This is a genomic window from Streptomyces sp. CG4 (genome assembly GCF_041080655.1).
GTDB lineage: Bacteria > Actinomycetota > Actinomycetes > Streptomycetales > Streptomycetaceae > Streptomyces.
On record NZ_CP163525.1, the window covers coordinates 2,921,097 to 2,943,852 of the forward strand.

Sequence of the window (22,756 nt, forward strand, 5' to 3'; positions counted from 1 at the left end):
AAGCGAAGTGCCCGTCCTCAACTGCATCTTGAGGGCGGGCACTTCTTCGCTGACCGCGACTGACCACCCAGGGAAATTCCCGGGTGGGTGACTAGTCGCCGATAAGGGCATCCACGAACGCCTCCGGCTCGAACGGCGCGAGATCGTCCGCGCCCTCGCCGAGACCGACCAGCTTGACCGGCACGCCCAGCTCGCGCTGGACCGCGACGACGATGCCGCCCTTGGCCGTACCGTCGAGCTTGGTCAGCACGATGCCGGTGATGTCCACGACCTCCGCGAACACGCGGGCCTGCACCAGGCCGTTCTGCCCGGTGGTGGCGTCCAGGACGAGCAGCACCTCGTCGAGCGGCGCGTGCTTCTCCACGACCCGCTTGACCTTGCCCAGCTCGTCCATGAGACCGGTCTTGGTGTGCAGCCGGCCGGCGGTGTCGATGAGGACGACGTCGACCCCCATCTCCTTGCCCTCCTTGACCGCGTCGAAGGCCACGGAGGCGGGGTCGCCGGCCTCGGGGCCGCGCACGGTGTGGGCGCCGACCCGCTCGCCCCAGGTCTGCAGCTGGTCGGCGGCGGCGGCACGGAAGGTGTCGGCGGCACCCAGGACGACGGTACGGCCGTCGGCCACGAGCACGCGCGCGAGCTTGCCGGTGGTGGTGGTCTTGCCGGTGCCGTTGACGCCGACGACCATCACGATGCCGGGCTTGCGGTCCTCGGGCTCGGTCTTCACCGAGCGGTCGACGTCGGTGCCGACCAGCTTGAGCAGCTCCTCACGCAGCAGGCCGCGCAGTTCGTCGGGCGTGCGGGTGCCGAGCACCTTCACACGCTCCCGCAGGCCCTCGACCAGCTCCTGGGTGGGCTGCACGCCGACGTCGGCGGTGAGCAGCGTGTCCTCGATCTCCTCCCAGGTCTCGTCGTCCAGGTGCTCGCGCGAGAGCAGCGTGAGCAGGCCCTTGCCGAGCGCGTTCTGGGAGCGGGACAGGCGGGCGCGCAGCCGGACCAGCCGGCCCGCGGTGGGCTCCGGGATCTCCAGCTCCGGCGCCTCTTCGAGGGCGGGGCCGGCAGGAGGCTCCTCCACGGCGACCGGTGCGGCGCCACCGGGGAGATCCACCTCCTCGATCGTCCGGCGCGGTTCGTCGCGCGGCGTCTCGGCCTCGTCGCCGACGTGCGGCTCGGCCGGGGGCGCGGTGATGTCGGGCGCCTTCGGGGGCGGCGGAGGCAGCGGCTTCCGGCGCCGGGTGCCCACGATCAGCCCACCGAGCGCGCCGATCACGACCACGGCGATGACTACAGCAAGGATGACGGTTTCCATAACCCGTCCAGTATCAGCCATGGGTGACGAGGGGAGCCTCTTTGTGGCTTCCTCTGAGAGACAAAGGCCGCTTAAAGCAGGGAGTCGGAGCAAAGTACGATGGTGGCGACTCTGTTGACGCGCGTAGAGTCCCGATCGTCCGCTGTCCCCCCACGTCTGGCCATTTCTTCATGACCAAAACCGTCGAGACCGAAGGCGCTCTCGAGACCCGAGGCATCGAGCAGGTCCCGGATCACGAGCGCACCGCGAAGACCCGTGAGCTGTTCCCCACCTGGGTCGGCGCCAACATCAGCGTGCTGCTGCTGACGATGGGCGCGAGCCTCGTCGTGGCGTACCACCTGGACATCTGGCAGGCGCTCGTCGTCGCAGTGGCCGCGCCGATCGTGTCGTACGGCCTGGTCGGGCTGATCGGCATCGCCGGCAAGCGCGGCGGCGCGCCCGGCATGGCGCTCTCGCGCGCGGTCTTCGGACAGCGCGGCAATCTGCTGCCCGGCTCGCTGATCTGGGTCGCGCGCTGGGGCTGGGAGACGATCAACGCGGTCACCGGCGCCTACGCGATGCTCACCATCCTGGACATCATGTTCGGCCTCAAGGCGAACAGCGTGCTGGACATGGTGATGCTGCTGGTGTTCGTCGTCGCGACCTTCGCGATCTCCGGTCTCGGCATCAACGCCGTGCAGAAGTGCAACAAGTACGCGACCTATTTCTTCGGTCTGTTCTCGGTGCTGGTGCTGGCGTACCTGGCCGTGAACACGAACTGGTCGAAGGTGGTACACCACGGCGGCGGTTCGACCGCCGCGGTGATCACCGGCATCGGCATGATCGCGGCCGGTGGCGTCAGCTGGATCCCGACCGCGCCGGACTTCACCCGCTACCTTCCGCGCACGGCGTCCTCGAAGGCGATCGTGGGCACGGCGGTCGGCGGCGCCGGTGTGGTCGTGCTCCCCATGGTCCTGATGGGCGCGGTGATGGCGGTCTCCACGCCGGACCTGGCCTCGGCCACCGACCCGGTGTCCTTCCTCGGCGAGATCCTGCCGACGTGGATCGCGGTGCCGTACCTGTTCATCGCGCTGATCGGCATGCTGCTGATCAACTCGATGTCGATGTACTCGGCGGGGTTCACCGCGCAGACCCTCGGCTTCAAGGTGCCGCGGCACTGGGCGGTCTCCGTGAACGCCGTGATCTCGCTGATCTTCGGCGGGGTGCTGATGCTGGTGGCGACGAGCTTCATGGGCTCGTTCATCGCCTTCCTGTCGCTGCTGGCGGTCGCCTTCTCCGCCTGGGTGGGCGTCTTCGGCGCGGACATGCTGCGCCGCACCGAGTACGACGGCCGGGCCATGGTGGACACGACCCGCGCCAGCGCCTACTGGTACAAGGGCGGCTTCTCCCCCGCGGCCGTGGCCGCCTGGGCGATCGGCCTGGTCTCGGGCCTGATGTTCACGACCTCGGACTGGTTCACCGGCCCGCTCGCGAAGAACAACGTCATCGGCGAGTACGGCCTCGGCTGGGTCGCCACGATCGTGATCTCGGGCCTGCTGTACGTGGCCCTGCCGAAGCCGGCGGTCGTGAAGCCGGCGCCGGCCGCCGAGCCGACCGCGGAGCCCGCGACCGTCGACGCGTAGGCCGGCTCAGCCGGAAGGGCAGCGCCCGCTGTCCGCGCCGGCCAGGCCGCTCTTGTGCAGGGTCGCGCTCGCCCGGAACCACAGGTAGGCGCGGCCCTGCACTTCCCGCTCGGCCTCGTCTGGGCAGCGGCAGCGGCAGCGGCGGGCGAGCCAGCGCGGATCGTTCGGATCGAGCCACCGGGCGATCCGGCCCCCGGCCGACCCCCGCGCGCGGATCCGCGGGTACGGCTCCGGCCGCCCCGCGAGCCTGCCTCCGCCTCCCCAGGGCCATCTGGCCATCTGACGCCACGTCAGCTACCGTCCCCCTCCACCGCATCGCACCGGAGGGGGACTTCCCATGCCCGTCACGGTCGTTCGTTTCAACCTCGTCGCTCCCGGCGCCTCCCCGGCCGCCCTCTCCGCCCGCTACCGGGCCGCCCTGGAGATGGCCGCGTACGCGGACGAGCACGGGATCAGCACCGTACAGACCGAGGAGCACCACGGCGCCGAGAACAACTGGCTGCCGTCGCCGTTCGCCTTCGCGGGCGCGGTGTTCGGGGCGACCCGGAACATCGCGGTGACGGTGTCGGCGGTGATCGGCCCGCTGCACGACCCGCTCCGCCTGGCCGAGGAGATCGCCGTACTGGACCTGCTGAGCGGCGGGCGGCTGGTGACGGTGGCCGGGATCGGCTACCGGCCCGAGGAGTACGCCCTGTTCGACGTGGACTGGAAGCGCCGGGGCCGGCTCCAGGACGAGCTGCTGGCGACCCTGCTGACGGCGTGGACCGGCGAGGAGTTCGAGTACCGGGGCCGCAGGGTACGGCTCACCCCGCGCCCGTACACCGATCCGCACCCGCTGCTCCTGGTCGGCGGCTCCTCGAAGGCCGCCGCCCGCCGCGCGGCACGGCTCGGCCTGCCGTTCTTCCCGAGCGCGCATCTGCCGGAACTGGAGGCTTACTACAAGGAGCAGCTCACCGAGTACGGCACCGAGGGCTGGACGATGATGCCCGCCGCCGAGACGCCCCTGCTGCACCTCGCCGAGGACCCGGACCGGGCGTGGTCCGTGTACGGCGAGCACTTCCTGCACGAGGCGCGGACGTACGCCGCCTGGCAGTCGGGGCAGATCCGCTCGGCCGTGAAGTCCGCGGCCACGACCGTCGAGGAGCTGCGCGCGGAGGGCGTGTACCGGATCCTCACCCCGGAACAGTGTGCGACGCAGGGCCTGGACAGCCTCGTCCTGCATCCGCTGGCGGGCGGAATGCCGGTGGCGGAGGGCTGGCGGAGCCTCAGGCTGTTCGCGGAGCGGGTGCTTCCGGCACTGAGGGGCTGAGGGCTGAGCTGCGGCGATATCCGGTGGTCCGGTCGGGCCCGGCGGTGATCGACTGACCTCATGAGTCTGCTGGTGGAAGTGTTCGTCCGCGAGCCGGACGGAGAGATCCGGATACTCGACGTGCCGGACGCCGGGTACCGGTCCGGCGGCTTCGAGTCGTGGCGCACGACGGTGTGGGGACACGAGTTCGTCCGCGCGCTCGGCGCCCGATTCCTGCCCCTGCTGGCCGAGGACGATCTCTATGTGGAGGCCGGGGACGTGCCGGAGTTCCTGCGCGAGGTCGGCCTGCTGCGTACGCGTCTCGACGCGGTCGCACACGGTACCGCCCGGCCGCGGACGGTGGCGGAGCACCGGCATCGGATCGAGACCCGCTTGCGGATCATCGAGGAGAGCGCCCGCAAGGCTCTGGAGATCGGCGGTGGCGTCCTCATCTGGTGAGGACGGGCGGACAACAGACCGCTGCCCCCGCTCGGACAGTGGCCGAGCGGGGGCAGCGGACGGTACGAGGAGAAGGGCAGCGGGGTCTGGGCCCGTCTCCTCGGGACTGCGGGGCCTCAGCCCATCTCCTCCAGCGCCTTGCCCTTCGTCTCCTTGACGAACTTCAGGACGAACGGGATGGAGAGCGCGGCGAAGATCGTGTAGATGACGTAGGTGCCGGACAGGTTCCAGTCGGCCAGCGACGGGAAGCTCGCGGTGATGGCCCAGTTGGCGATCCACTGCGCGGAGGCGGCCACGCCCAGGGCGGCGGCGCGGATCTTGTTCGGGAACATCTCGCCGAGGAAGACCCAGACCACCACGCCCCACGACAGGGCGAAGAAGAGGACGAAGAGGTGGGCTGCGATCAGGGCGACCCAGCCCTGGGTCGTCGGGAGCTTGCCGTCGACCAGGTGGGAGCTGAACGCCCAGGCCTCCAGCGCGAGGCCGACGACCATGCCGACCGAGCCGATGAGGGCGAGCGGCTTGCGGCCGATGCGGTCCACGAAGATCATCGCGATCACGGTGCCGATGATGTTGATGATCGACGTCGTGAAGGAGTAGAAGAACGAGTCCGTCGGGTCGACGCCGACCGACTGCCAGAGGGTCGAGGAGTAGTAGAACGCGACGTTGATGCCGACGAACTGCTGGAAGACGGACAGACCGATACCGATCCAGACGATCGGCTTGAAGAAGAAGCCGCCGCCGAGCAGGTCCTTGAAGGTGGACTTGTGCTCGCTCTTCATCGCGTGCTCGATCTCGGCGACGCGGGCGTCCAGGTCGGTGCTCTGGCCCTCGACCTCGGCGAGGATCTCCTTGGCCCGCTCACGCCTGCCGACGGAGAGCAGGAAGCGCGGGGACTCGGGGATCGCGAAGGAGAGCAGGCCGTAGAGGACGGCCGGGACGACCATGACGCCGAGCATGACCTGCCAGGCCTCCAGGCCCATCAGGTGGCCACGCTGGTTGCCGCCGGCGGCGTTGAGCAGGCCCCAGTTGACCAGCTGGGAGATGGCGATGCCGACGACGATCGCGGCCTGCTGGAAGGAGCCGAGCCGGCCGCGGTAGGCGGGCGGGGCGACCTCGGCGATGTAGGCCGGGCCGATCACGGAGGCCATGCCGATGGCGAAGCCGCCGACGATGCGCCAGAGGGCGAAGTCCCACAGCGAGAAGGGCAGCGCCGAGCCGATGGCGCTCACCGTGAACAGGACGGCGGCGATCTGCATGACACGGATGCGGCCGATCCGGTCGGCTATGCGGCCGGCGTAGGCGGCGCCGATGGCACACCCGATCAGAGCGACCGCGATGACCTGGGCGAGGGCCGCGGAACCGATGTCGTAGCGCCCTCGGATGGCCTCGACGGCGCCGTTGATCACGGAGCTGTCGTAGCCGAAGAGGAAGCCGCCCATGGCGGCGGCCGCCGCGATGAAGATGACGTGCCCGAGATGCTCGGGATGAGCCGTTCTGGCTGCTGACTGAGGTGCCTGCGCTGTGCTGGTCACGTAAATCTCCTCGGGCCGCGGCAACGCTGCCGGGTGGGGGCGAGCCCTGTCAGGTGAAGTGGCGCATGCGAGGGGCTGCGCTCACCCCTGAAGGTAAAAGCAACGTTGCAGAGACTATGCCTTCAAGTTTCGAAGTCAATAGTTCAGCGGCTGTGAGCTTTTAGATATTCCAGCGACCTCGTGATGTTCACTTCTTGAACACAGAGGTGAGTTGATCTTGAATCGGCTAGCGAAGCCGCTGAGAAATGACCTTGGATACGCCGTCGCCCTGCATGGACACGCCGTAGAGCGCGTCGGCGACCTCCATCGTGCGCTTCTGGTGCGTGATCACGATCAGCTGCGAGGCCTCCTGAAGCTCCTGCATGATCCGGATCAGCCGCTGGAGGTTGGTGTCGTCCAGGGCCGCCTCGACCTCGTCCATCACATAGAACGGGCTCGGCCGGGCCTTGAAGATCGACACCAGCAGGGCGACGGCCGTCAGCGAGCGCTCACCGCCGGAGAGCAGGGACAGCCGCTTGACCTTCTTGCCCGGCGGGCGCGCCTCGACGTCCACGCCGGTGGTGAGCATGTTGTCGGGATCGGTCAGGACCAGCCGCCCCTCGCCCCCCGGGAAGAGCCGGCCGAAGACCCCCTCGAACTCGCGGGCGGTGTCCCGGTAGGCCTCGGTGAACACCTGCTCGACGCGCTCGTCGACCTCCTTCACGACCTGAAGCAGGTCGGCGCGGGTCTTCTTCAGGTCCTCCAGCTGCTCGCTGAGGAACTTGTGCCGCTCCTCCAGCGCCGCGAACTCCTCCAGCGCCAGCGGGTTGACCTTGCCGAGCTGCTGGTACGCCCGCTCGGCGGCCTTGAGCCGGCGCTCCTGCTCGGCCCGGTGGAAGGTCCTCGGCTGATTGCGCGGATGCTCGGGGTCCTCGGGCAGGACCTCGCCCTCGGCGGGGAGCGAGGGCGGCACAAGCTGGTGCGGGCCGTACTCCTCGACGAGCCCCGCCGGCTCGACGCCCAGCTCCTCCAGCGCCTTGGTCTCCAGCTGCTCGATCCGCAGCCGCTTCTCGGCGCCGAGCACCTCGCCGCGGTGCACGGAGTCGGTGAGCTTGTCGAGCTCGGCCTTGAGGTCGCGGCCCTGGGTGCGGGCGGTGGTCAGCTCCTGTTCCCGCAGGGCCTTCGCGGCCTCGGCGGCGGAGCGTTCCTGCTCGGCGCGGGCGAGGGACACCTCGATGTGTGCGAGCAGCTGCCGGGCGCCGGAGGCGACGGCCTCGGCGACGGCCGCCTCGTGCCGCAGCCGGGCGCGGCGCTGCTCGGCACGCGTGCGTGCCTCGCGCTCCGCGCGGGCGGCCCGGTCGAGGGAGTCGGCCCGTCCGGCGAGCCCCTTGACCCGCTCCTCGTGGGTACGGACCTGGAGCCGGGCCTCCATCTCGGTCTGCCGGGCGTTGGCGCCGTCGGCGGCGAGCCGGTCGCGTACGGAGGTGTCCGGCTCCTCCTCGATGGGCATCTCCTCGGCGACCGCGAGCCGCTCGGCCAGCTCTTCCGCTTCCTGTACGGCCTTCTCCAGTGCCTCCTGGGCACGGGCGGCGGCCGCGGCGGAGCGCTCGGCCTCTCCGGCGGCGCCCCGCGCCTGCCCGGCGAGCCGGCCCAGCTGCTGGGCGACAGCCGACTTCTCCCGGTCGGCGGCCCGGCGCCGCTCTGCCAGTTCTTCCACGAGGGCGGCGGCCTCGGCACGTCGTTCCGCCGCCGCCCGCTGCTCCTCGGCCAGCTCCGCACACCGCACCGCCAGCTCGGTCAGTTCGGCGGCGGCCTCGTCCACGGAGGCCTGTACCTCCAGGAGGCTCGGGGCACCGGCCGATCCGCCGTGCGCGAAGTGGGCGCCGAGCAGGTCGCCTTCGGCGGTCACCGCGGTGAGTTCCGGGTGCGCGTAGACGAGGTCTTCGGCTTCCGCGAGGGTGCCCACCACGACCGTGCCGTGCAGGAGGCGGCGTACGGCGGGCATGAGTTCGGCGGGGCCGCGGACCAGCTCCGCTGCGGACAGGGGGGAGCCGGGCCCTCGGTCGTGTGCGAGTTCGTCGTGGCTGATCGCGCCGTTCCCCGCGCCCCTTTGGGGGGCTGCCCCTGACGTCGGCCCTTCAGGGGCGCCCGCCAGGAGGAGCGCCGCTCGGCCGCCGTCCTGCTTGCGCAGGAGGCGGATCGCTTCCGCCGCTGATGCCGGGGTCGATACGGCGATCGCGTCCGCCGCCGCGCCGAACGCCGCGGCCAGGGGGACCTCGTAGCCGGGCGTGACCGTCAGCAGTTCCGCCGCCGGGCCGAGGACTCCGGTGAGCCGGTCGCGGGCGCCCAGCAGTATTCCGGTGCCGTCCTTGCGGCGCAGGCCCAGCGCCAGCGCCTCGTGCCGGGCCTGGGTGGCGGCGCGGGTGCGTTCGGCCGCGGTGAGTGCCTCGCGGGCCGCGCTCAGCGCGGCGTCGGCCGCGGCCAGCTGCCGCTTGGCCGCGTCGTGCCGCTCGGCCAGGTCCGCGTCGTCCGCGTCGAGGCCGTCGACCTCGGCCTTGAGCGTCTCGTACTCCTCCTGGGCCCGGGTGGCGCGCTCCTGTGCCTCGTCGCGGGCCGTGGCCAGCCGGTCGATCTCGGCCTGGGCGGAGGCGGCGCGCGAGCGGGCCGCATTGACCTGCCCGGAGAGACGGGCCAGGCCCTCGCGCCGGTCGGCGATGGCGCGGGCGACGTCCTTGAGGCGGCGCTCCTCGGCGGCCAGCTCCCGCTCCAGTTCGGCGCGGTGGGCGACGGTGTCGTCGAGGGCACGCTCGGCCGCCTCCAGGGCCGCTTCCAGCTCGGCCTCCTGCTCGCGGACGCGGGCGGCCTCGCGCTCCAGGTCCTCGGGGTCGCGGCCCCGGCGTTCGTCGGGGGGCGCGGAGGTCGCGCTCTTCACCCGTGCGTCGGCCAGCGAGATCGTGCCGCGGACGCGTTCGGCCAGCTGGGACAGCTCGTACCAGGTCTGCTGGGCGCGCTGCAGGCGGGGGGTGAGCTGTCGTACCTCGTCCTCCAGCAGGCCCTCGCGCTGGAGCGCCTTCTTCAGCTCCTGCTCGGCTGTTTCCTTGCGCTCCTTCAGGGCCGCCTCGTCGGCGACCTCGGACTTGAGCGCCTCGCGCAGTCGGACAAGGTCGTCGGCCAGCAGGCGCAGGCGGGCGTCGCGGAGATCCGCCTGGATGACGGCGGCCCTGCGGGCCACCGCCGCCTGGCGGCCGAGGGGTTTGAGCTGGCGGCGCAGTTCGTCCGTCAGGTCCTGCACGCGCGCGAGGTTGGCCTGCATCGCGTCCAGCTTGCGCAGCGCCTTCTCCTTGCGCTTGCGGTGCTTGAGGACGCCGGCCGCCTCTTCGATGAAGGCGCGGCGGCCCATCGGGTCGGCGTGCAGGACGGAGTCGAGCTGGCCCTGGCCGACGATGACATGCATCTCGCGGCCGATGCCGGAGTCGGAGAGGAGCTCCTGGATGTCGAGGAGGCGGCAGGTGTCGCCGTTGATCTGGTACTCGCTGCCGCCGTTGCGGAACATGATCCGCGTGATGGTGACCTCGGCGTACTCGATGGGCAGCGCCCCGTCGGAGTTGTCGATGGTCAGGGACACCTCGGCACGGCCCAGCGGGGGGCGGCCGGTGGTGCCGGCGAAGATGACGTCCTCCATCTTGCCGCCGCGCAGCGACTTGGCGCCCTGCTCGCCCATGACCCAGCTGAGCGCGTCCACGACATTGGACTTGCCCGAGCCGTTCGGTCCGACGACACACGTGATGCCCGGTTCGAACCGGAGCGTGGTCGCCGAGGCGAACGACTTGAACCCGCGGAGGGTCAGGGCCTTGAGGTGCACGCCGCTGGACTCTACCGGGCGGCGCTATCTCACTCCATGAACCCTCGCAACCGCGCGGTTTCGCCAATGAACATGCAGGGCACACCGTACGTTAAAGACAGTGAAAGGATGCGCGGGACACAGAAAGAAGGGACGCCGAAGCGTCCCTTGCAACTCTGGCGGCCGGGTCTCGGTCGCCCGATCAACTGAGCGGTTGATACGGCAGCCCGATCGCTGCGACTACTGTCGTGGAGCTGATGCAGTGATCAGGTGAGCGCAGGCTCCGCCTGGTGTGCGTCGATGCTCTCCATGATCCTGTCCTGAGAGGCGGCAGCCGTCAGCGCGTCGTTCTCCGCCTGGATCCGTACGAGCTCGGATTCAAGGTCCTGGACACGCTGCTGCAGCCGTCGCATCTCGGCGAGGAGTCGAGGGTCGGAGCCGCCGACGTAACCGAGAAGCGCCTTTGCCATGATGGATGGTCCTCCACACTGAGTGACCGACCGATGCGGTGTGGGTCGTGAGGGATTCGCACCCGCGGTGCTTGGCACATCCGGGTGTTGCTCTGCTGTTGCTCCATGCCAAACAGCTAAGGTGCGCGGGGCTTTCAGCGTCTCACCAAAAAGTTTGACGGTCAACACGATCACGCCCTGTATTGGCGGGCAGACCGGGGCGCGCGGCCGGAAGAACGGCGGCGCTGCGAGTCATCCGGGGCCCTCAGGGCGTGACGATCAGCTGTACCAGCGGAGCCTGCCACGCCGGGCCGTTCTTGGCAACCACCAGGTCGTTTCTGCTTCGTGCAGGTGCCCGCGGCAACTTCCCGCGGGCCGGCCTGCACGGCTTCACAGAACGGGGTCAGCGGATGGCGAAGCCGTCGTAGCCGCCGCGGGGTGTGTCCCAGATCTCGGTGACTCCGTCCACACGTCCGGGCGTGTCGTCACCCTCGAGCCAGTCCAGGAGCCCTTCACAGCCCTCGCGCGAGCCCTCGGCGACGACCTGGACGCGACCGTCGGCCAAATTGAGAGCAAAGCCACTCAGGCCGCCGATCTCCAGTGCCTTGGCACGGGTGAACCACCGAAAACCCACACCTTGCACGCGTCCACGCACCCAGGCGACCAGTCGCACTTCCTCGCTCATGGGTGCAACCTAACCGGCCGATGTCGCTCAGGACACGTCGCCCCTCTGCGGCATGCGGTAGCGTCCGCACCCACTGAATCTCATATGAAAACCACTCGATCGAGTGAGCTTGGTGGGCCAGAGGGAGTCATGCGCCGCGCGGGCTCCGCTCGACCGCGAGGACCGCGAGGACGAGGAAGAGGGCAAGGACATGGGACGCCACCGACGCTCCGCCGCCGGCCGCGCCGCCAAGGGCCGCGCCACGGGGGTCATACACACGCAGAGCTCCGCCACCGGGAGCGGTGACCCGCAGGACTCGTACCCGCGTGAGCTGCCCCCCGGACGGCACGCGTACCCGCGCGAGCTGGGTCCCGGACAGGACTACTACGCGCGCGAGCTGGCCCCCGGACAGGACTACTACGCGCGCGAGCTGCCGCCCGGACAGGACTACTACGCGCGGGAGCTGGCTCCCGGGCAGGTTTTCTACCCCCGTGAGCTGCCCCCCGGGCAGGGCTCGTACGCCGGTGAGCAGGCGCCCCGGGGCATCGCACCGTATCTGAACCCGGAGGCCTACCCCGAGGAGACCGGTCTGCGGCCGCTGGCCTATGCGGATGCGACCGCCAAGGCCCACGCCTATCTGTTCGCGGCCGAGGACGAGGGCCCGGGCGGCCCCGGTGGCGTCGCGCCTTCCGGCGCCTCCTCCCCCGGCCGGCGGCGCCGGAAGCGGGGCTCGAAGCCGGTGCGCGCGAGCCTGATCGGGGTGACTGCCGCGGTCGCGCTCGGTACGGCCGCGGTGGCCACGGGTGTGATGCCGGGCCTGCAGAACTACAAGCTCGGCGGTGACGCGCACACCACCGGCAGCGAGCAGGTGCAGGCGGTGGACACGCCGGGCAACACGGCCGTCGAGCAGGGCGGCACCTCGGGCGGCGCCGACGGCCACGCGGGCGACACCGGTACCAGCCGGGACACCACGCGCCCGGCGTCCCCGAGCCCGTCCGCCTCCGCTTCGACGACCACGTCGCCCTCCCCCACGCCCAGCCCGTCGAAGACGGCGACCGACAAGCCGACGCCCGGGGCGACGCCGTCCGGCGCGCCGCAGAGCACCCCCTCGCGTACGGCGGGCGCGGACGGCAAGGGGGCGCACAAGGCGGGTTCGGCACCGGTGGGGGTGTCGTCGGCGAACGCCGCCGAGGCCGAGGTGCTGGGGCTCGTCAACCAGGAGCGGGCGAAGGTCGGGTGCAGCCCGCTGGCCGCCAACTCCGCGCTGGGCAAGCTGGCCGAGTCGTTCAGCGGGGACATGGCCGCGCGGGGCTTCTTCGACCACACCGACCCGGACGGCAGGACGCCGTGGGACCGGGCCGCGGCGGCCGGCATCACCAGCCTCGGCGGCGAGAACATAGCCCGCGGCCAGGCCGACGCGGCGGCCGTGATGCAGGCCTGGATGAACAGCCCCGGCCACAAGGCCAACATCCTGAACTGCGACTTCAAGACCCTCGGCGTCGGCGTCCACCTCGGCCCGGGCGGGCCCTGGTGGACCCAGGACTTCGGCTACTGACGCTCGGCTACTGACGCTCACAGACTCCGGCGATACGAGAGTCCGGGGCGGCCGCTGAGCCGTGTCGCACCGACGACGGTGAACCCGGTGCGGGCCAGCACGGCCCGCGAGGCCGCGTTGTCGAGGGTGGTCGAGGCCGTCAGGACGGTGAGCCCGTACCGCTCGGCGGCACGCGCGCACACCTCCCGCACTCCCCAGGTGGCGAGCCCCCGGCCGGCGGCGCGCTCCGCGATCCGGTATCCGAGGTCCGCGCTCCCGTCCGTCACCTCGTAGAGGTTGACGCGCCCCAGCATCTCGCCCTCGGCGCCGGTCACCACATGGAAGAAGCCGGCACCCGCCGCCTGGTCGTCGAGCAGGGCGCGCAGCCGCTCCTCGAACCGGGCGAAGTACTCCTCGCCCCGGTCCGGGACGGTCGCGGCGAAGTACGCCCGGTCCTCCCGCTCGAAGGCGAGGAGCGCGGGGGCATGGTCCGGGCGGAGCGGCTGCAGCTCGGGCATGCGGGTACGGTACGCGGCGCGCCCCGCGCACGTCCCCCGGATTTCGGCGGCTTCGGGCCGCGAGCCGCTTGCCCGCTTGCCCGCGGCCTCAGGCCGCGAGCCGCCCGCGCGTGAACACCCGTGCCGTCTCCGTCACGCGGCGGCCCAGGTGTTCGGCCGTGGCGATGTCGGACTTGTGGACGCCCTCGGGACCCTGGTCGTTGTTGCTCTGGGCGGCGGCGCCGGAGAAGAAGCCGAGGCGGTTGAGGTCGTTCTCGGAGCTGGTGCTGGCGTTCCAGCCGGGGAGCAGGCCGAGGTTGACCCAGGTCATGCCGTGCTGGGCGGCGAACGTCTGGAAGAACTGCAGGGTGTGCAGCTTGTCGCCGCTCTTGGAGGCCGAGTTGGTGAAGCCGGCGGCCAGCTTGTCCTGCCAGGCGCGGGTGTACCAGCGGTTGGAGGTGCCCTCGGCGAAGACGTGGAAGGCACCGGAGGCGGTGCCCATGTAGGTGGGCGAGCCGAAGACGATCGCGTCGGAGCGGTCCAGTATCTCCCACTGCTCGTCGGTGATCTCGTCGACCTTGATCAGGTGCACCTCGGCACCCGCGCCGACGGCACCGGCGCGGACGGCCTCGGCGAGGACGGCGGTGTGGCCGAAGCCGGAGTGGTAGGCAAGGGAAACGACAGGGGTGGTCACGAAGACTCCTCGAATGGGCAGCTCGGAAGCAGTGACCTCAGGAAAGCACTAACTTCTGGATAGTGCAACCTAGTGGTTAGCGCTGCACACGGGTATCCTTGGTGTCATGACCGCCACCACTCAGGAGCACGACGACCTCGCCTTCGACGTCTTCGCCAAGGCCTGCCCGTCCCGCGGCACGCTGGAGCACGTCACGGGCCGCTGGGGCGGACTGACGCTCGGCGCGTTGTACGAGGGCTCGCTGCGCTTCAACGAGCTGCGCCGCCGGGTCGACGGGGTGAGCGAGAAGATGCTGTCCCAGACGCTGCACGCGCTGGAGCGGGACGGCCTGGTGCACCGCGAGGCACAGCCGACCAACCCGCCGCGCGTGGACTACGAACTGACCCCTCTGGGCCGCCGGGTCGCCGAGCGGCTGCTCGCCCTCATCCACTGCGTGGAGGGCTCGATGGACGACGTGCTGGCCGCCCGCGCGCGTTACGACGAGACGCGCGACACCCTCTGACACTGCGGGCAGAAGTAGCTGGAGCGGTTCATCCAGGGGCGCCGGCGGATCGGCGTGCCGCACCGCGAGCAGGGCTCGCCCTCGCGGCCGTACGCGTCCAGGGACCGGTCGAAGTAGCCCGACTCGCCGTTCACGTTGACGTACAGGCTGTCGAAGCTGGTGCCGCCGACGGCGAGGGCCGCGTTCATCACGTCCCGGACGTGGCCGAGGAGTCCGGTCGTGACCGGGCGGGTGAAGTTCGCCGTCGGGCGCTCGTAGTGGATGCGGGCGCGCCACAACGCCTCGTCCGCGTAGATGTTGCCGACGCCGCTGATCAGCGACTGGTCCAGCAGGGCCCGCTTGATCGTGGTCCGCTTGCGGCGCAGCGCCTGGTGGAAGGCCTCGTCGTCGAACAGCGGATCGAGGGGGTCGCGGGCGATGTGCGCGATGACGTCGGGCAGGCCGTCGGGGGTGTTGTCGTGCAACGACAGCCCGCCGAAGGTGCGTTGGTCGACGAAGCGGAGTTCCGTGCCGAGGGAGTCGGCGAACCGGACCCGGATGCGCAGGTGCTTCTCGTCCGGCGTCTCGTACGGCTGCACCAGCAACTGGCCGCTCATGCCGAGGTGGGCGAGGACGGACTGGTTCGTCTCCTCCAGCGGCAGCCACAGGTACTTGCCGCGCCGACTGGGGGTGCCGATGTGGTGGCCCTTGAGCCGGTGCGCGAAGTCGTCGGCGCCCGCGATGTGCCGGCGTACGGCGCGCGGGTGCAGCACCTCGACCTCGGCGACCGTGCGGTGAGCGACCCAGCGCGAAAGGCCGCGCCGGACGACCTCGACCTCGGGCAACTCGGGCATCGGGACCCCCGTACAGAGCGGTGGATGAGCGAGCGCCCACCCCGTCGGAAACGGCGGGGCGGGCGCTCGGTACTGCTGGTACTGCTGTGGATCAGGCAGGAGCGGACGACGGGTTGCCGTCCTTGGCGGAGGCCGCGCCGGCCTCCGGAGCCGGAGCCGCCGCGGCGGCCTCGGCGGCCGTCGACCTGGCCGCCTTGGCGCGCTCGTCCGCGGCGGCCTTGATGGCCCGCCAGGCGGACTCGGCGGCCTGCTGCTCCGCCTCCTTCTTGCTGCGGCCGGTGCCGGTGCCGTACGAGACGCCTCCGACGCGGGCGGCAGCAGTGAAGGTCTTCTCGTGGTCGGGGCCGGTCTCCGTGACCAGGTACTCGGGCACGCCGAGCCCCTCGATCGCGGTCAGCTCCTGCAGGGACGTCTTCCAGTCCAGGCCTGCGCCGAGGTTGGAGGACTTCTCGATCAGCGGGTCGAAGAGCCGGTGCACCAGCTCGGACGCCGAGTCGAGGCCCTGGTCGAGATAGACCGCGCCGATCACCGCTTCCAGGGTGTCGGCGAGGATGGACGCCTTGTCCCGGCCGCCCGTGCCCTCTTCACCGCGGCCGAGCCGGATGAAGGAGCCCAGGTCGAGCCCACGGCCGACCTCCGCCAGCGCACGCGAGTTGACCACCGCGGCCCGCAGCTTGGCCAGCTGGCCTTCGGGCAGGTCGGGGTGGGTGCGGTACAGCGTGTCCGTGACGACGAGGCCGAGCACGGAGTCCCCGAGGAACTCCAGCCGCTCGTTCGTCGGCAGACCGCCGTTCTCGTATGCGTAGGAACGGTGGGTCAGCGCGCGCACCAGAAGGGCGGACTCGACCTGATAGCCGAGCCGCCCTTCCAGAAGCGTGTGGGACGAGGCCGTGTGGTCCGTTGCGTTCTTCTTTGGCGTGGACACGGTGCCTCTCACCAGCCCCTCAGACTTCGAGGACCTGGCGCTTGTTGTAGGTGCCGCAAGACGGGCACGCAATGTGCTGCTGCTTGGGCTCGTGGCAGCGCTCGCACGCAACCAGGGTGGGGACCGCAGCCTTCCACTGCGACCGGCGGTGGCGCGTGTTGCTGCGCGACATCTTCCGCTTCGGAACAGCCACGGCTACTTCTCCTGCTTCTCGTCGACGCCCGCTTCCGCTTCGGCGCCGCTCATCTCGTCCTTCTCGCCGTCCTTCATGGAACCGGCGAGTCCCTGCAAAGCCGCCCAACGGATGTCGACGGCGTCGTGATGGTGATCCGGGTCGTCCGCGAGCCGCGCCCCGCACTCGGAGCACAGGCCCGGGCAGTCTTCCTGGCACACCGGCTGCATCGGCAGTGCGAGCACCACCGCATCGCGCAGCAGAGGTTCGAGGTCGAACAGTCCGTCCTCGAGGAAGAACCGGTCCTCGTCGTCCTCGGCGTCGTCGCCCGGTTCCGCGATCACGCGGCCCCGGTCGTCGGCGTCAGGGTACGAGAACAGTTCCTGGAAGTCCGCTTCGAGCTCCAGCCCGACCGGCTCCAGACACCTTACGCACTCCCCCTCGGCCTGTGCACGGGCGGTGCCTGTGACGAGCACCCCTTCCATGACCGACTCGAGCCGGAGTTCGAGCTCCACCGGGGCGCCTTCCGGCACTCCGATGACTCCCTGGATGCCGAGATCCGCGGGAGCGTCGATCGTGCGGGTCAGGCGCTGCAGCGCGCCAGGACGCCGACCCAGCTCGTGCGTATCGAACACGAGAGGGTTGCGGTGGTCGAGGCGGGCGTTGGGAGCCATTCCTGCTTTCGATCTTCGAACTCGGAGGGACGCCGCCCGTCGGTGTTCCGGGCAGCGTTGATCGCGGACGTACGCGCGACCGAAGAGCCAGGATACTGGACCTTTCGCTCACGGCCCAATCCGGTGGTCGGCACGCGCTCCCCCGGGCTCGCTGGAGCTACAGTCCCCGGCCCTGTTCGTACGCCCTGAGCTGCTCCGCGCTGATCATGCCGGTGTCGAAGAGGCTGGTCTCGTCGAGAGCGTAGCCCTGCTGCGGCTGGTGCTGGTGGGGCTGCTGCTGGACCTGCTGCGGGTCGTACGCGGCCTGCTGGGGGTCGTAGGCGCCCTGGTAGGCGGCGTAGGGGTCCGCCTGCTGGTAGCCGTAGGGGTCCTGCTGGGCGTAGGCGGCGGGCTGCTGCGGGAAGCCGCCGTAGGGGTCCGGCTGCTGCTGGTCGTACGCGTAGACGGGCTGCGGCTCGTATGACGGCTGCTGCTGCTGTTGCGGCTGCTGGGCCGGGCGCTCGGCCGGGGTGTCCTGTTCCGCGAGGGCGGCCAGGTCGGCGAGGTAGTCGGCGTCGCTGGAGTGCTGGAAGGTCGTGGTGTCGTCGGCGAGGGCGCCGAGGTCGTCCGTGGCGATCCGGCCGTGCAGCTTCTGCCGGCCGCGCCCGACGGCCTCCAGGGTCTTGGCCAGGACCGCCTCGAAGGCGCCCAGCTTGGCGTCGACGTACTGGTCGGCGGTGTGGCGCAGGGTCTCCGGGTCGTGGCTGCGCTCGGGGGCGTCCTCGTCCTCGTAGCCGTTCTCGTCCAGGCCGGGGCCGGTGCCGAGCAGCTTCTCGCGGCCGCGGCCGACCGAGCCGAGGGTCTTGGTGAGGACGACCTCGAAGTTGGCGAGCTTGGAGTCGACGTAGTCGTCGGCCTCGGCGCGGATCTCCTCGGCCTCCTGGCGGGCCTCGGTGAGGATCCGGTCGGCCTCGCCCTGGGAGCGGCGGGCGATCTCGGTGTCGGAGATCAGGGAGCCGCGCTCGGCGTGCGCGTTCTCGATGATCCGCTCGGCCTCCTGCCGGGCCTGCTCGACCATCTGCTCCCGGCCGCCGATGAGCTCCTGCGCCTGCGCGAGGGAGCCGGGCAGGGCCTGGCGCACCTCTTCCAGCAGTGCGAGCAGCTCGGCGCGGTTGATCACGCAGGACGCCGACATGGGCATGGCCCGGGCGCCGGCGACCGCGGAGACGATCTCGTCGAGCTTCTTCTGCACGTCCACCTGTGCTCGCCACTCTCTACAGCCGGGTTGGAGACGGACGGGACGACTGTAGTCCCATCAGTCCTTGCGCAGGCGCTTGTTCAGGGCCTCCAGCACCGGGGCGGGCACCAGGTGGGAGACGTCGCCGCCCCAGGCCGCGACTTCCTTGACCAGGGAGGAGGAGAGGAAGCTGTAGGTGGGGTTGGTGGGCACGAACAGCGTTTCGACGCCGGTGAGGCCGTTGTTCATCTGCGCCATCTGCAGTTCGTAGTCGAAGTCGCTGACGGCGCGCAGGCCCTTGACGATGGCCGGGATGTCGCGCTGCTTGCAGAAGTCGACGAGGAGGCCGTGGAAGGCCTCGACCCGGACGTTGCCGTAGTCGGCGGTGACCTCGCGGATCAGTTCGATCCGCTCCTCGATCTCGAACAGGCCCTTCTTGGACTTGTTGATCATCACGGCGACGTAGACCTCGTCGTACAGACGGGAGGCGCGGCCAATGATGTCGAGATGTCCGTTGGTGATCGGGTCGAACGACCCGGGACAGACGGCGCGGCGCACTTGTGATCCCTCGCTCTCCGGTCCTGTCATCGTGCGTCTTCGCACGTAGCGGCGGCGCGACCGTACCAAAACGTTCCCTCACCGTAGCGACGGGACCGCAGGGCCTCGAAGCCGTCCGGCCAGTGGAATGGGCCGCCTCTCGTGCTGCGCTCCACGGTGACGAGGGCTTCTTCGGCGAGCCAGCCTTCCGAGAGGAGTGTGAGCAGAATCTCGCGAAGATCGTCGTCCGTGACGGCGTACGGGGGGTCGAGGAAGACGAGGTCGTACGGCTCGGCGGGGGGTGCGGTTCTGATGACTTGTTCCGCTTTGCCCGCTCTCACCTCGGCGCCGGGGAGGGCGAGGTTCTTCGCGTTCTCGCGGACGACCTTCGCGGCGCGGGCGTCGGCCTCGACGAGAAGGGTGTGGCTCGCGCCTCGGGACAGCGCCTCCAGGCCTACGGCTCCCGAGCCGGCGTAGAGGTCGAGGACCCGTTCGCCGTCCAGGGGGCCGCCGAGGAGCGACTGCCAGGTGGAGAAGAGGCCTTCGCGTGCTCGGTCTGATGTCGGCCGGGTTCCAGTGCCGGGCGGTACTGACAGGCGCCGTCCGCCTGCCCGACCGGCGATCACGCGGGTCATGGGGGGTCCTTCTCCGTGGGCGGCTTTACGGTTCATTGTGGCTGGTCGCGCCCGCGTGGCGGTAGCCGCACAGCCGATACGGCCCCGCGCCTGCGGGCGGGCACGCCTCATCCCTGTTCCGGGTACTGCTCTCATCCCTTTTCCAGGTACTGCTCTCTCTCCTCGTCCAAGAGGGCGTCCAGGGCCGTACGCAGACCCGGAAGGTGCCGCAGCTCCGGATCCGCCGTCACCACCGCCGTCGCCTCCTCCCTGGCCTCCGCGATGACCTCCTCGTCCTCGATGACCGCCAGGACTCGCAGGCTGGTGCGGGCGCCGGACTGGGCCTGGCCGAGGACGTCGCCCTCGCGGCGTTGTTCGAGGTCGATGCGAGAGAGCTCGAAGCCGTCGAGGGTGGAGGCGACGGCGTTCAGGCGCTGGCGGGCGGCGCTGGCCTCGGGCATCTCGGTGACCAGGAGACAGAGGCCGGGGGCCGAGCCACGGCCGACGCGGCCGCGGAGCTGGTGGAGCTGGGAGACGCCGAAGCGGTCGGCGTCCATGATCACCATGGCGGTGGCGTTGGGGACGTTGACGCCGACCTCGATCACGGTCGTGGCGACCAGGACGTCCGTCTCGCCGGCCGCGAAGCGGCGCATGACCGCGTCCTTGTCGTCGGGGTGCATACGGCCGTGGAGGACCTCGACCCGCAGGCCCTGAAGGGGGCCCTTGGCCAACTGGTCCGCCACGTCGAGGACGGCGAGCGGCGGACGCTTCTCGGCCTCGTCCTCCGGGGACTTCTTCGCCTTCCTCGGGTCGGCGGCCTCATCGATGTCGTCGCCGATGCGGGGGCAGACGACGTACGCCTGGTGGCCGTTCGCCACCTCCTCGCGGACCCGCTCCCAGGCGCGGGCGAGGAAGTGGGGCTTGTCGGCGGCGGGGACCACATGACTGGCGATCGGGGAGCGGCCGGCCGGGAGCTGGTCGAGGACGGAGGTCTCCAGGTCGCCGAAGACCGTCATGGCGACCGTGCGCGGGATGGGGGTGGCCGTCATGACGAGGAGGTGGGGAGGCTGCTTTCCCTTGCCGCGCAGGGCGTCTCGCTGTTCCACGCCGAAGCGGTGCTGTTCGTCGACCACGACCAGGCCGAGATCGTGGAACTGAATCTTGTCCTCGATCAGGGCGTGGGTGCCGATGACGACGCCGGCCTCGCCGGTGACGAGGTCCAGCAGGGCCTGGCGGCGGGCGGCGGCGCCCATGGAGCCGGTGAGCAGCACGACCTTGGTGGCCTGCTCGGCGCCGCCCAGCATGCCTCCCTCGGCCAGCTCGCCCATCATCTCGGTGATCGAGCGGTGGTGCTGCTGGGCGAGGACCTCGGTGGGCGCGAGCATGGCCGCCTGACCGCCGGCGTCGACCACGGCGAGCATCGCGCGCAGGGCCACCATGGTGTTGTGGGTCACGGTGAAGTTGTCGGTGACGTAGGCACGGCTGGGGTGGGCGACGCTGATGCACTGGACCGGCTTGCGCCCCACATGTTCGACGGCACGGATCCCGCGGCGGAAGGTGTCGTATTCCGGCCGGGGCCGGACCCGGTCCGCCTTGCGGGACAGCCGAAACGGGGCGTACTCGCCCGGCAGCGCGACGGAGACCTCGAAGGCGCCTCGCTTCGGCAGGACCCGTGCTCTGCCTCCCAGCGAACGCACGAGCCAGGCGACATCGTCCGCGAGCCGGCGTGAGGCCGAGCAGAACGAGATGTCGGGGCCATTCGCCTGAACGGTGCCGTCCGTGTCCAGGAGCCCCTGCAGCAGCGCGAGACGGTTCTTGATCGAGGTGTTCTTGAACTCGGCGGGGATGAACGTGCCGTGCGAGGCCGTCCCCCACAATCCCAGATCACGGAGGGTCTGGATGACGGGGTTGCGCACTCCGCCCGTGCGACGGGCGAGTTCAAGCGTGTAGTCGCATCGAGAGCCCGTGACCGGAACAAGACGGCAGTCGGGAGCCACCGCCGACGCCACGGCGTCGCGGATCTCGGCGTCGGCGGTGGACAGCCTCACGGTGTGCCGGAACGAGCCGTCGCCCAGCAGCAGACCGAACAGGTAGGGGTCGAGCGGAAGCTGCGCATCGCCCCCCAGGTCGACCGGGGCCGCCACGGGGAGATACCACTTCGAAGATCCGTCGGCCTCGACCGTGTCGCAACGGATCTCCCGGGTCGTCATGACCCTGGGGGCCTGGCCACGGTGCCACCCACGGCGCGTGCCGACGATCCAGAGATGCTCGTCGTCGCACTCCACGGAACTTCCGTCAGAGAGGACCAGCCGCCAGACATCGCGCTCTCCCTGCGGGAAGACACCGTCGACCACCGCGATCTCCCCGTCCGGAACGACAACTTCGTCTCCGGCCGCCAGGTCCCCCATACGACGGAATCCGGATGGTGCGAGCACGAGCGAGTCGAGCGGCTGGGCCTTCCCCGAGCCGACCTCGCCCTGCAGCAGGCGGTGCATCGGGTGTTCCGTGGCGAGGTCGTCGAAGATCTCCTTGGAGACCTTCTGCTGACCCTCGGTGAGGGTGAAGGGCAGGCGGTCGTCGAAGGCCGCGAGGAGGCCGTCGGGCGTGGGACGGCGCGGCACGGCGGGGAGCTGGGCGTCCGCGTGGCGGCGGCGGGCCAGGGCGACCTGGAGGACGAAGGCCTCGTCCCACTTCAGGCGGGCACGGGCGCCCGCGATGTCGGCCTTGGTGTGCGGACGGTGGATCTTGAGGATGGCCTCGGGGAGAGGGAGGAGGGCGCGGCCCTCGCGGAGGGACGGCGGCAGCGGGTCGACGGCCTCCTGCGCGGTGGGCAGCACCGTCTGGACCGCCTTGCCGATCTTCCAGGACTCCAGTTTGGCCGTGGCCGGGTAGATGGGGATCAGGGCGCCGGCCCAGCTCTCCACCGTCTCGTCACTGTCGCCTCGCAGCAACTCGTAGGCCGGATGGGCCAGTTGGAGGCGGCGGTTGAAGACGGAGACCTTGCCGGCGAACAACGCGCGCGTGCCCGGCAGCAGCTCCTTGTGCGGCTTGTGGACGCCGTTGCCGAAGAAGACCAGCTGGAGCCGGCCGCTGCCGTCGGTGATCGTGACCTCCAGCCGCTGGCCCTTGCCGCGGGGGGCCTTGGCGGAGGCGAAGGTGTGCAGCCGGGCGTCGGCCACCTGGGCGACCACCGTGACGTGCTCGTCCATGGGGAGGTCGGCGAGATGGGTGAGCTGGCCGCGCTCCTCGTATCTGCGCGGGTAGTGGTGGAGCAGGTCGCCGACGGTGTGCAGGCCGAGGTGCTCGGCCATCACCTTCGCGGTGGCGGGGCCGAGCACTGACTTCAGTGGCTGCTTCAGTGGTTCTTCCAGTGCGGGCACGGGATCCATTGCACACCACGGCACTGACAATGCCG

General features: G+C 70.6%; 21 protein-coding genes. 5 read left to right on the forward strand and 16 right to left on the reverse strand.

The features are described 5' to 3' along the window. Window positions 1-91: 91 nt before the first annotated feature. Window positions 92-1,306, reverse strand: coding sequence for a signal recognition particle-docking protein FtsY (gene ftsY / locus AB5L52_RS13130; RefSeq protein ID WP_351024449.1), 1,215 nt, complete (start codon window positions 1,304-1,306; stop codon window positions 92-94). Between the two features lie 170 nt (window positions 1,307-1,476). Between ftsY and AB5L52_RS13135 the strand changes: the two genes are divergently transcribed. Beyond that, complete coding sequence (locus AB5L52_RS13135) at window positions 1,477-2,928, forward strand: cytosine permease (protein WP_369364128.1); 1,452 nt, start codon at window positions 1,477-1,479, stop codon at window positions 2,926-2,928. 6 nt (window positions 2,929-2,934) lie between these two features. On the opposite strand, the gene AB5L52_RS13140 is transcribed toward AB5L52_RS13135, so the two are convergent. Further along, window positions 2,935-3,207, reverse strand: coding sequence for a hypothetical protein (locus AB5L52_RS13140; RefSeq protein WP_369364129.1), 273 nt, complete (start codon window positions 3,205-3,207; stop codon window positions 2,935-2,937). A gap of 58 nt (window positions 3,208-3,265) precedes the next feature. On the opposite strand from AB5L52_RS13140, the gene AB5L52_RS13145 reads away from it, so the two are divergent. Both AB5L52_RS13145 and AB5L52_RS13150 read left to right on the forward strand, forming a co-directional pair. Further along, on the forward strand, window positions 3,266-4,237 hold the full coding sequence (locus tag AB5L52_RS13145) for an LLM class flavin-dependent oxidoreductase (RefSeq protein ID WP_351024440.1): 972 nt from the start codon (window positions 3,266-3,268) through the stop codon (window positions 4,235-4,237). Window positions 4,238-4,297: 60 nt separating this feature from the next. After that, on the forward strand, window positions 4,298-4,675 hold the full coding sequence (locus AB5L52_RS13150) for a hypothetical protein (RefSeq protein ID WP_369364130.1): 378 nt from the start codon (window positions 4,298-4,300) through the stop codon (window positions 4,673-4,675). Between the two features lie 116 nt (window positions 4,676-4,791). Here AB5L52_RS13150 and AB5L52_RS13155 read toward each other — a convergent pair whose 3' ends face one another. The 4 genes from AB5L52_RS13155 to AB5L52_RS13170 form a co-directional block, all read right to left on the reverse strand. Further along, complete coding sequence (locus AB5L52_RS13155) at window positions 4,792-6,210, reverse strand: sugar porter family MFS transporter (protein WP_369364131.1); 1,419 nt, start codon at window positions 6,208-6,210, stop codon at window positions 4,792-4,794. Window positions 6,211-6,436: 226 nt separating this feature from the next. After that, window positions 6,437-10,051, reverse strand: a complete 3,615-nt coding sequence (gene smc / locus AB5L52_RS13160) for a chromosome segregation protein SMC (protein WP_369364132.1) — start codon at window positions 10,049-10,051, stop codon at window positions 6,437-6,439. A 245-nt stretch (window positions 10,052-10,296) separates the two neighbouring features. Beyond that, the gene (locus tag AB5L52_RS13165; RefSeq protein ID WP_023546484.1) at window positions 10,297-10,500 is read right to left on the reverse strand and encodes a hypothetical protein; all 204 of its coding nucleotides are present in this window, start codon (window positions 10,498-10,500) and stop codon (window positions 10,297-10,299) included. Between the two features lie 382 nt (window positions 10,501-10,882). Continuing rightward, window positions 10,883-11,164, reverse strand: a complete 282-nt coding sequence (locus AB5L52_RS13170; RefSeq protein WP_351024428.1) for an acylphosphatase — start codon at window positions 11,162-11,164, stop codon at window positions 10,883-10,885. 190 nt (window positions 11,165-11,354) lie between these two features. Between AB5L52_RS13170 and AB5L52_RS13175 the strand changes: the two genes are divergently transcribed. Then, on the forward strand, window positions 11,355-12,698 hold the full coding sequence (locus AB5L52_RS13175) for a CAP domain-containing protein (protein ID WP_369368865.1): 1,344 nt from the start codon (window positions 11,355-11,357) through the stop codon (window positions 12,696-12,698). Window positions 12,699-12,715: 17 nt separating this feature from the next. Here the strand turns inward: AB5L52_RS13175 and AB5L52_RS13180 are convergent, their stop codons facing one another. After that, window positions 12,716-13,195, reverse strand: a complete 480-nt coding sequence (locus tag AB5L52_RS13180; RefSeq protein ID WP_369364133.1) for a GNAT family N-acetyltransferase — start codon at window positions 13,193-13,195, stop codon at window positions 12,716-12,718. An 88-nt stretch (window positions 13,196-13,283) separates the two neighbouring features. Next, window positions 13,284-13,868: a flavodoxin family protein gene (locus AB5L52_RS13185; protein ID WP_369364134.1), complete on the reverse strand. Its 585-nt coding sequence runs from the start codon at window positions 13,866-13,868 to the stop codon at window positions 13,284-13,286. 106 nt (window positions 13,869-13,974) lie between these two features. Here AB5L52_RS13185 and AB5L52_RS13190 point away from each other — a divergent pair, with 106 nt between their 5' ends. Further along, entirely contained in the window at window positions 13,975-14,370 is a 396-nt protein-coding gene (locus AB5L52_RS13190; RefSeq protein WP_351024419.1) for a helix-turn-helix domain-containing protein, read from the forward strand. Here AB5L52_RS13190 and mutM read toward each other — a convergent pair. The 8 genes from mutM to AB5L52_RS13230 all read right to left on the reverse strand — a co-directional run bounded on the left by mutM (window position 14,343) and on the right by AB5L52_RS13230 (window position 22,730). Then, the gene (mutM, locus tag AB5L52_RS13195) at window positions 14,343-15,203 is read right to left on the reverse strand and encodes a bifunctional DNA-formamidopyrimidine glycosylase/DNA-(apurinic or apyrimidinic site) lyase (RefSeq protein ID WP_351024416.1); all 861 of its coding nucleotides are present in this window, start codon (window positions 15,201-15,203) and stop codon (window positions 14,343-14,345) included. The two genes, AB5L52_RS13190 and mutM, sit on opposite strands and share 28 nt — an antisense overlap. A gap of 91 nt (window positions 15,204-15,294) precedes the next feature. Continuing rightward, window positions 15,295-16,128: a ribonuclease III gene (gene rnc / locus AB5L52_RS13200; RefSeq protein ID WP_351024413.1), complete on the reverse strand. Its 834-nt coding sequence runs from the start codon at window positions 16,126-16,128 to the stop codon at window positions 15,295-15,297. 19 nt (window positions 16,129-16,147) lie between these two features. Beyond that, window positions 16,148-16,321, reverse strand: coding sequence for a 50S ribosomal protein L32 (gene rpmF, locus AB5L52_RS13205; protein WP_003951102.1), 174 nt, complete (start codon window positions 16,319-16,321; stop codon window positions 16,148-16,150). Between the two features lie 2 nt (window positions 16,322-16,323). Then, window positions 16,324-16,974, reverse strand: a complete 651-nt coding sequence (locus AB5L52_RS13210; RefSeq protein WP_351024409.1) for a YceD family protein — start codon at window positions 16,972-16,974, stop codon at window positions 16,324-16,326. Between the two features lie 157 nt (window positions 16,975-17,131). Next, window positions 17,132-18,211, reverse strand: a complete 1,080-nt coding sequence (locus AB5L52_RS13215; RefSeq protein ID WP_369364136.1) for an ATP synthase F0 subunit B — start codon at window positions 18,209-18,211, stop codon at window positions 17,132-17,134. A 57-nt stretch (window positions 18,212-18,268) separates the two neighbouring features. Continuing rightward, window positions 18,269-18,748, reverse strand: a complete 480-nt coding sequence (gene coaD / locus AB5L52_RS13220) for a pantetheine-phosphate adenylyltransferase (protein ID WP_351024403.1) — start codon at window positions 18,746-18,748, stop codon at window positions 18,269-18,271. A gap of 26 nt (window positions 18,749-18,774) precedes the next feature. Further along, window positions 18,775-19,362 (reverse strand): 16S rRNA (guanine(966)-N(2))-methyltransferase RsmD, encoded by a 588-nt coding sequence (gene rsmD, locus AB5L52_RS13225; protein ID WP_351024400.1) that lies wholly within the window; start codon window positions 19,360-19,362, stop codon window positions 18,775-18,777. Window positions 19,363-19,493: 131 nt separating this feature from the next. After that, window positions 19,494-22,730, reverse strand: a complete 3,237-nt coding sequence (locus AB5L52_RS13230) for a helicase-related protein (protein WP_369364139.1) — start codon at window positions 22,728-22,730, stop codon at window positions 19,494-19,496. Window positions 22,731-22,756: the final 26 nt, after the last annotated feature.

Bases quoted from the DNA above. Each gene is read 5' to 3' on its own strand.
- AB5L52_RS13180 (WP_369364133.1), bottom strand. From the start codon at position 13,195: ATGCCCGAGCTGCAGCCGCTCCGCCCGGACCATGCCCCCGCGCTCCTC.
- AB5L52_RS13145 (WP_351024440.1), top strand. From the start codon at position 3,266: ATGCCCGTCACGGTCGTTCGTTTCAACCTCGTCGCTCCCGGCGCCTCC.
- AB5L52_RS13135 (WP_369364128.1), top strand. From the start codon at position 1,477: ATGACCAAAACCGTCGAGACCGAAGGCGCTCTCGAGACCCGAGGCATC.
- AB5L52_RS13210 (WP_351024409.1), bottom strand. From the start codon at position 16,974: ATGGCTCCCAACGCCCGCCTCGACCACCGCAACCCTCTCGTGTTCGAT.
- AB5L52_RS13190 (WP_351024419.1), top strand. From the start codon at position 13,975: ATGACCGCCACCACTCAGGAGCACGACGACCTCGCCTTCGACGTCTTC.
- AB5L52_RS13230 (WP_369364139.1), bottom strand. From the start codon at position 22,730: ATGGATCCCGTGCCCGCACTGGAAGAACCACTGAAGCAGCCACTGAAG.
- AB5L52_RS13150 (WP_369364130.1), top strand. From the start codon at position 4,298: ATGAGTCTGCTGGTGGAAGTGTTCGTCCGCGAGCCGGACGGAGAGATC.
- AB5L52_RS13165 (WP_023546484.1), bottom strand. From the start codon at position 10,500: ATGGCAAAGGCGCTTCTCGGTTACGTCGGCGGCTCCGACCCTCGACTC.
- AB5L52_RS13140 (WP_369364129.1), bottom strand. From the start codon at position 3,207: ATGGCCAGATGGCCCTGGGGAGGCGGAGGCAGGCTCGCGGGGCGGCCG.
- AB5L52_RS13175 (WP_369368865.1), top strand. From the start codon at position 11,355: ATGGGACGCCACCGACGCTCCGCCGCCGGCCGCGCCGCCAAGGGCCGC.
- rsmD (WP_351024400.1), bottom strand. From the start codon at position 19,362: ATGACCCGCGTGATCGCCGGTCGGGCAGGCGGACGGCGCCTGTCAGTA.
- mutM (WP_351024416.1), bottom strand. From the start codon at position 15,203: ATGCCCGAGTTGCCCGAGGTCGAGGTCGTCCGGCGCGGCCTTTCGCGC.
- AB5L52_RS13170 (WP_351024428.1), bottom strand. From the start codon at position 11,164: ATGAGCGAGGAAGTGCGACTGGTCGCCTGGGTGCGTGGACGCGTGCAA.
- ftsY (WP_351024449.1), bottom strand. From the start codon at position 1,306: ATGGAAACCGTCATCCTTGCTGTAGTCATCGCCGTGGTCGTGATCGGC.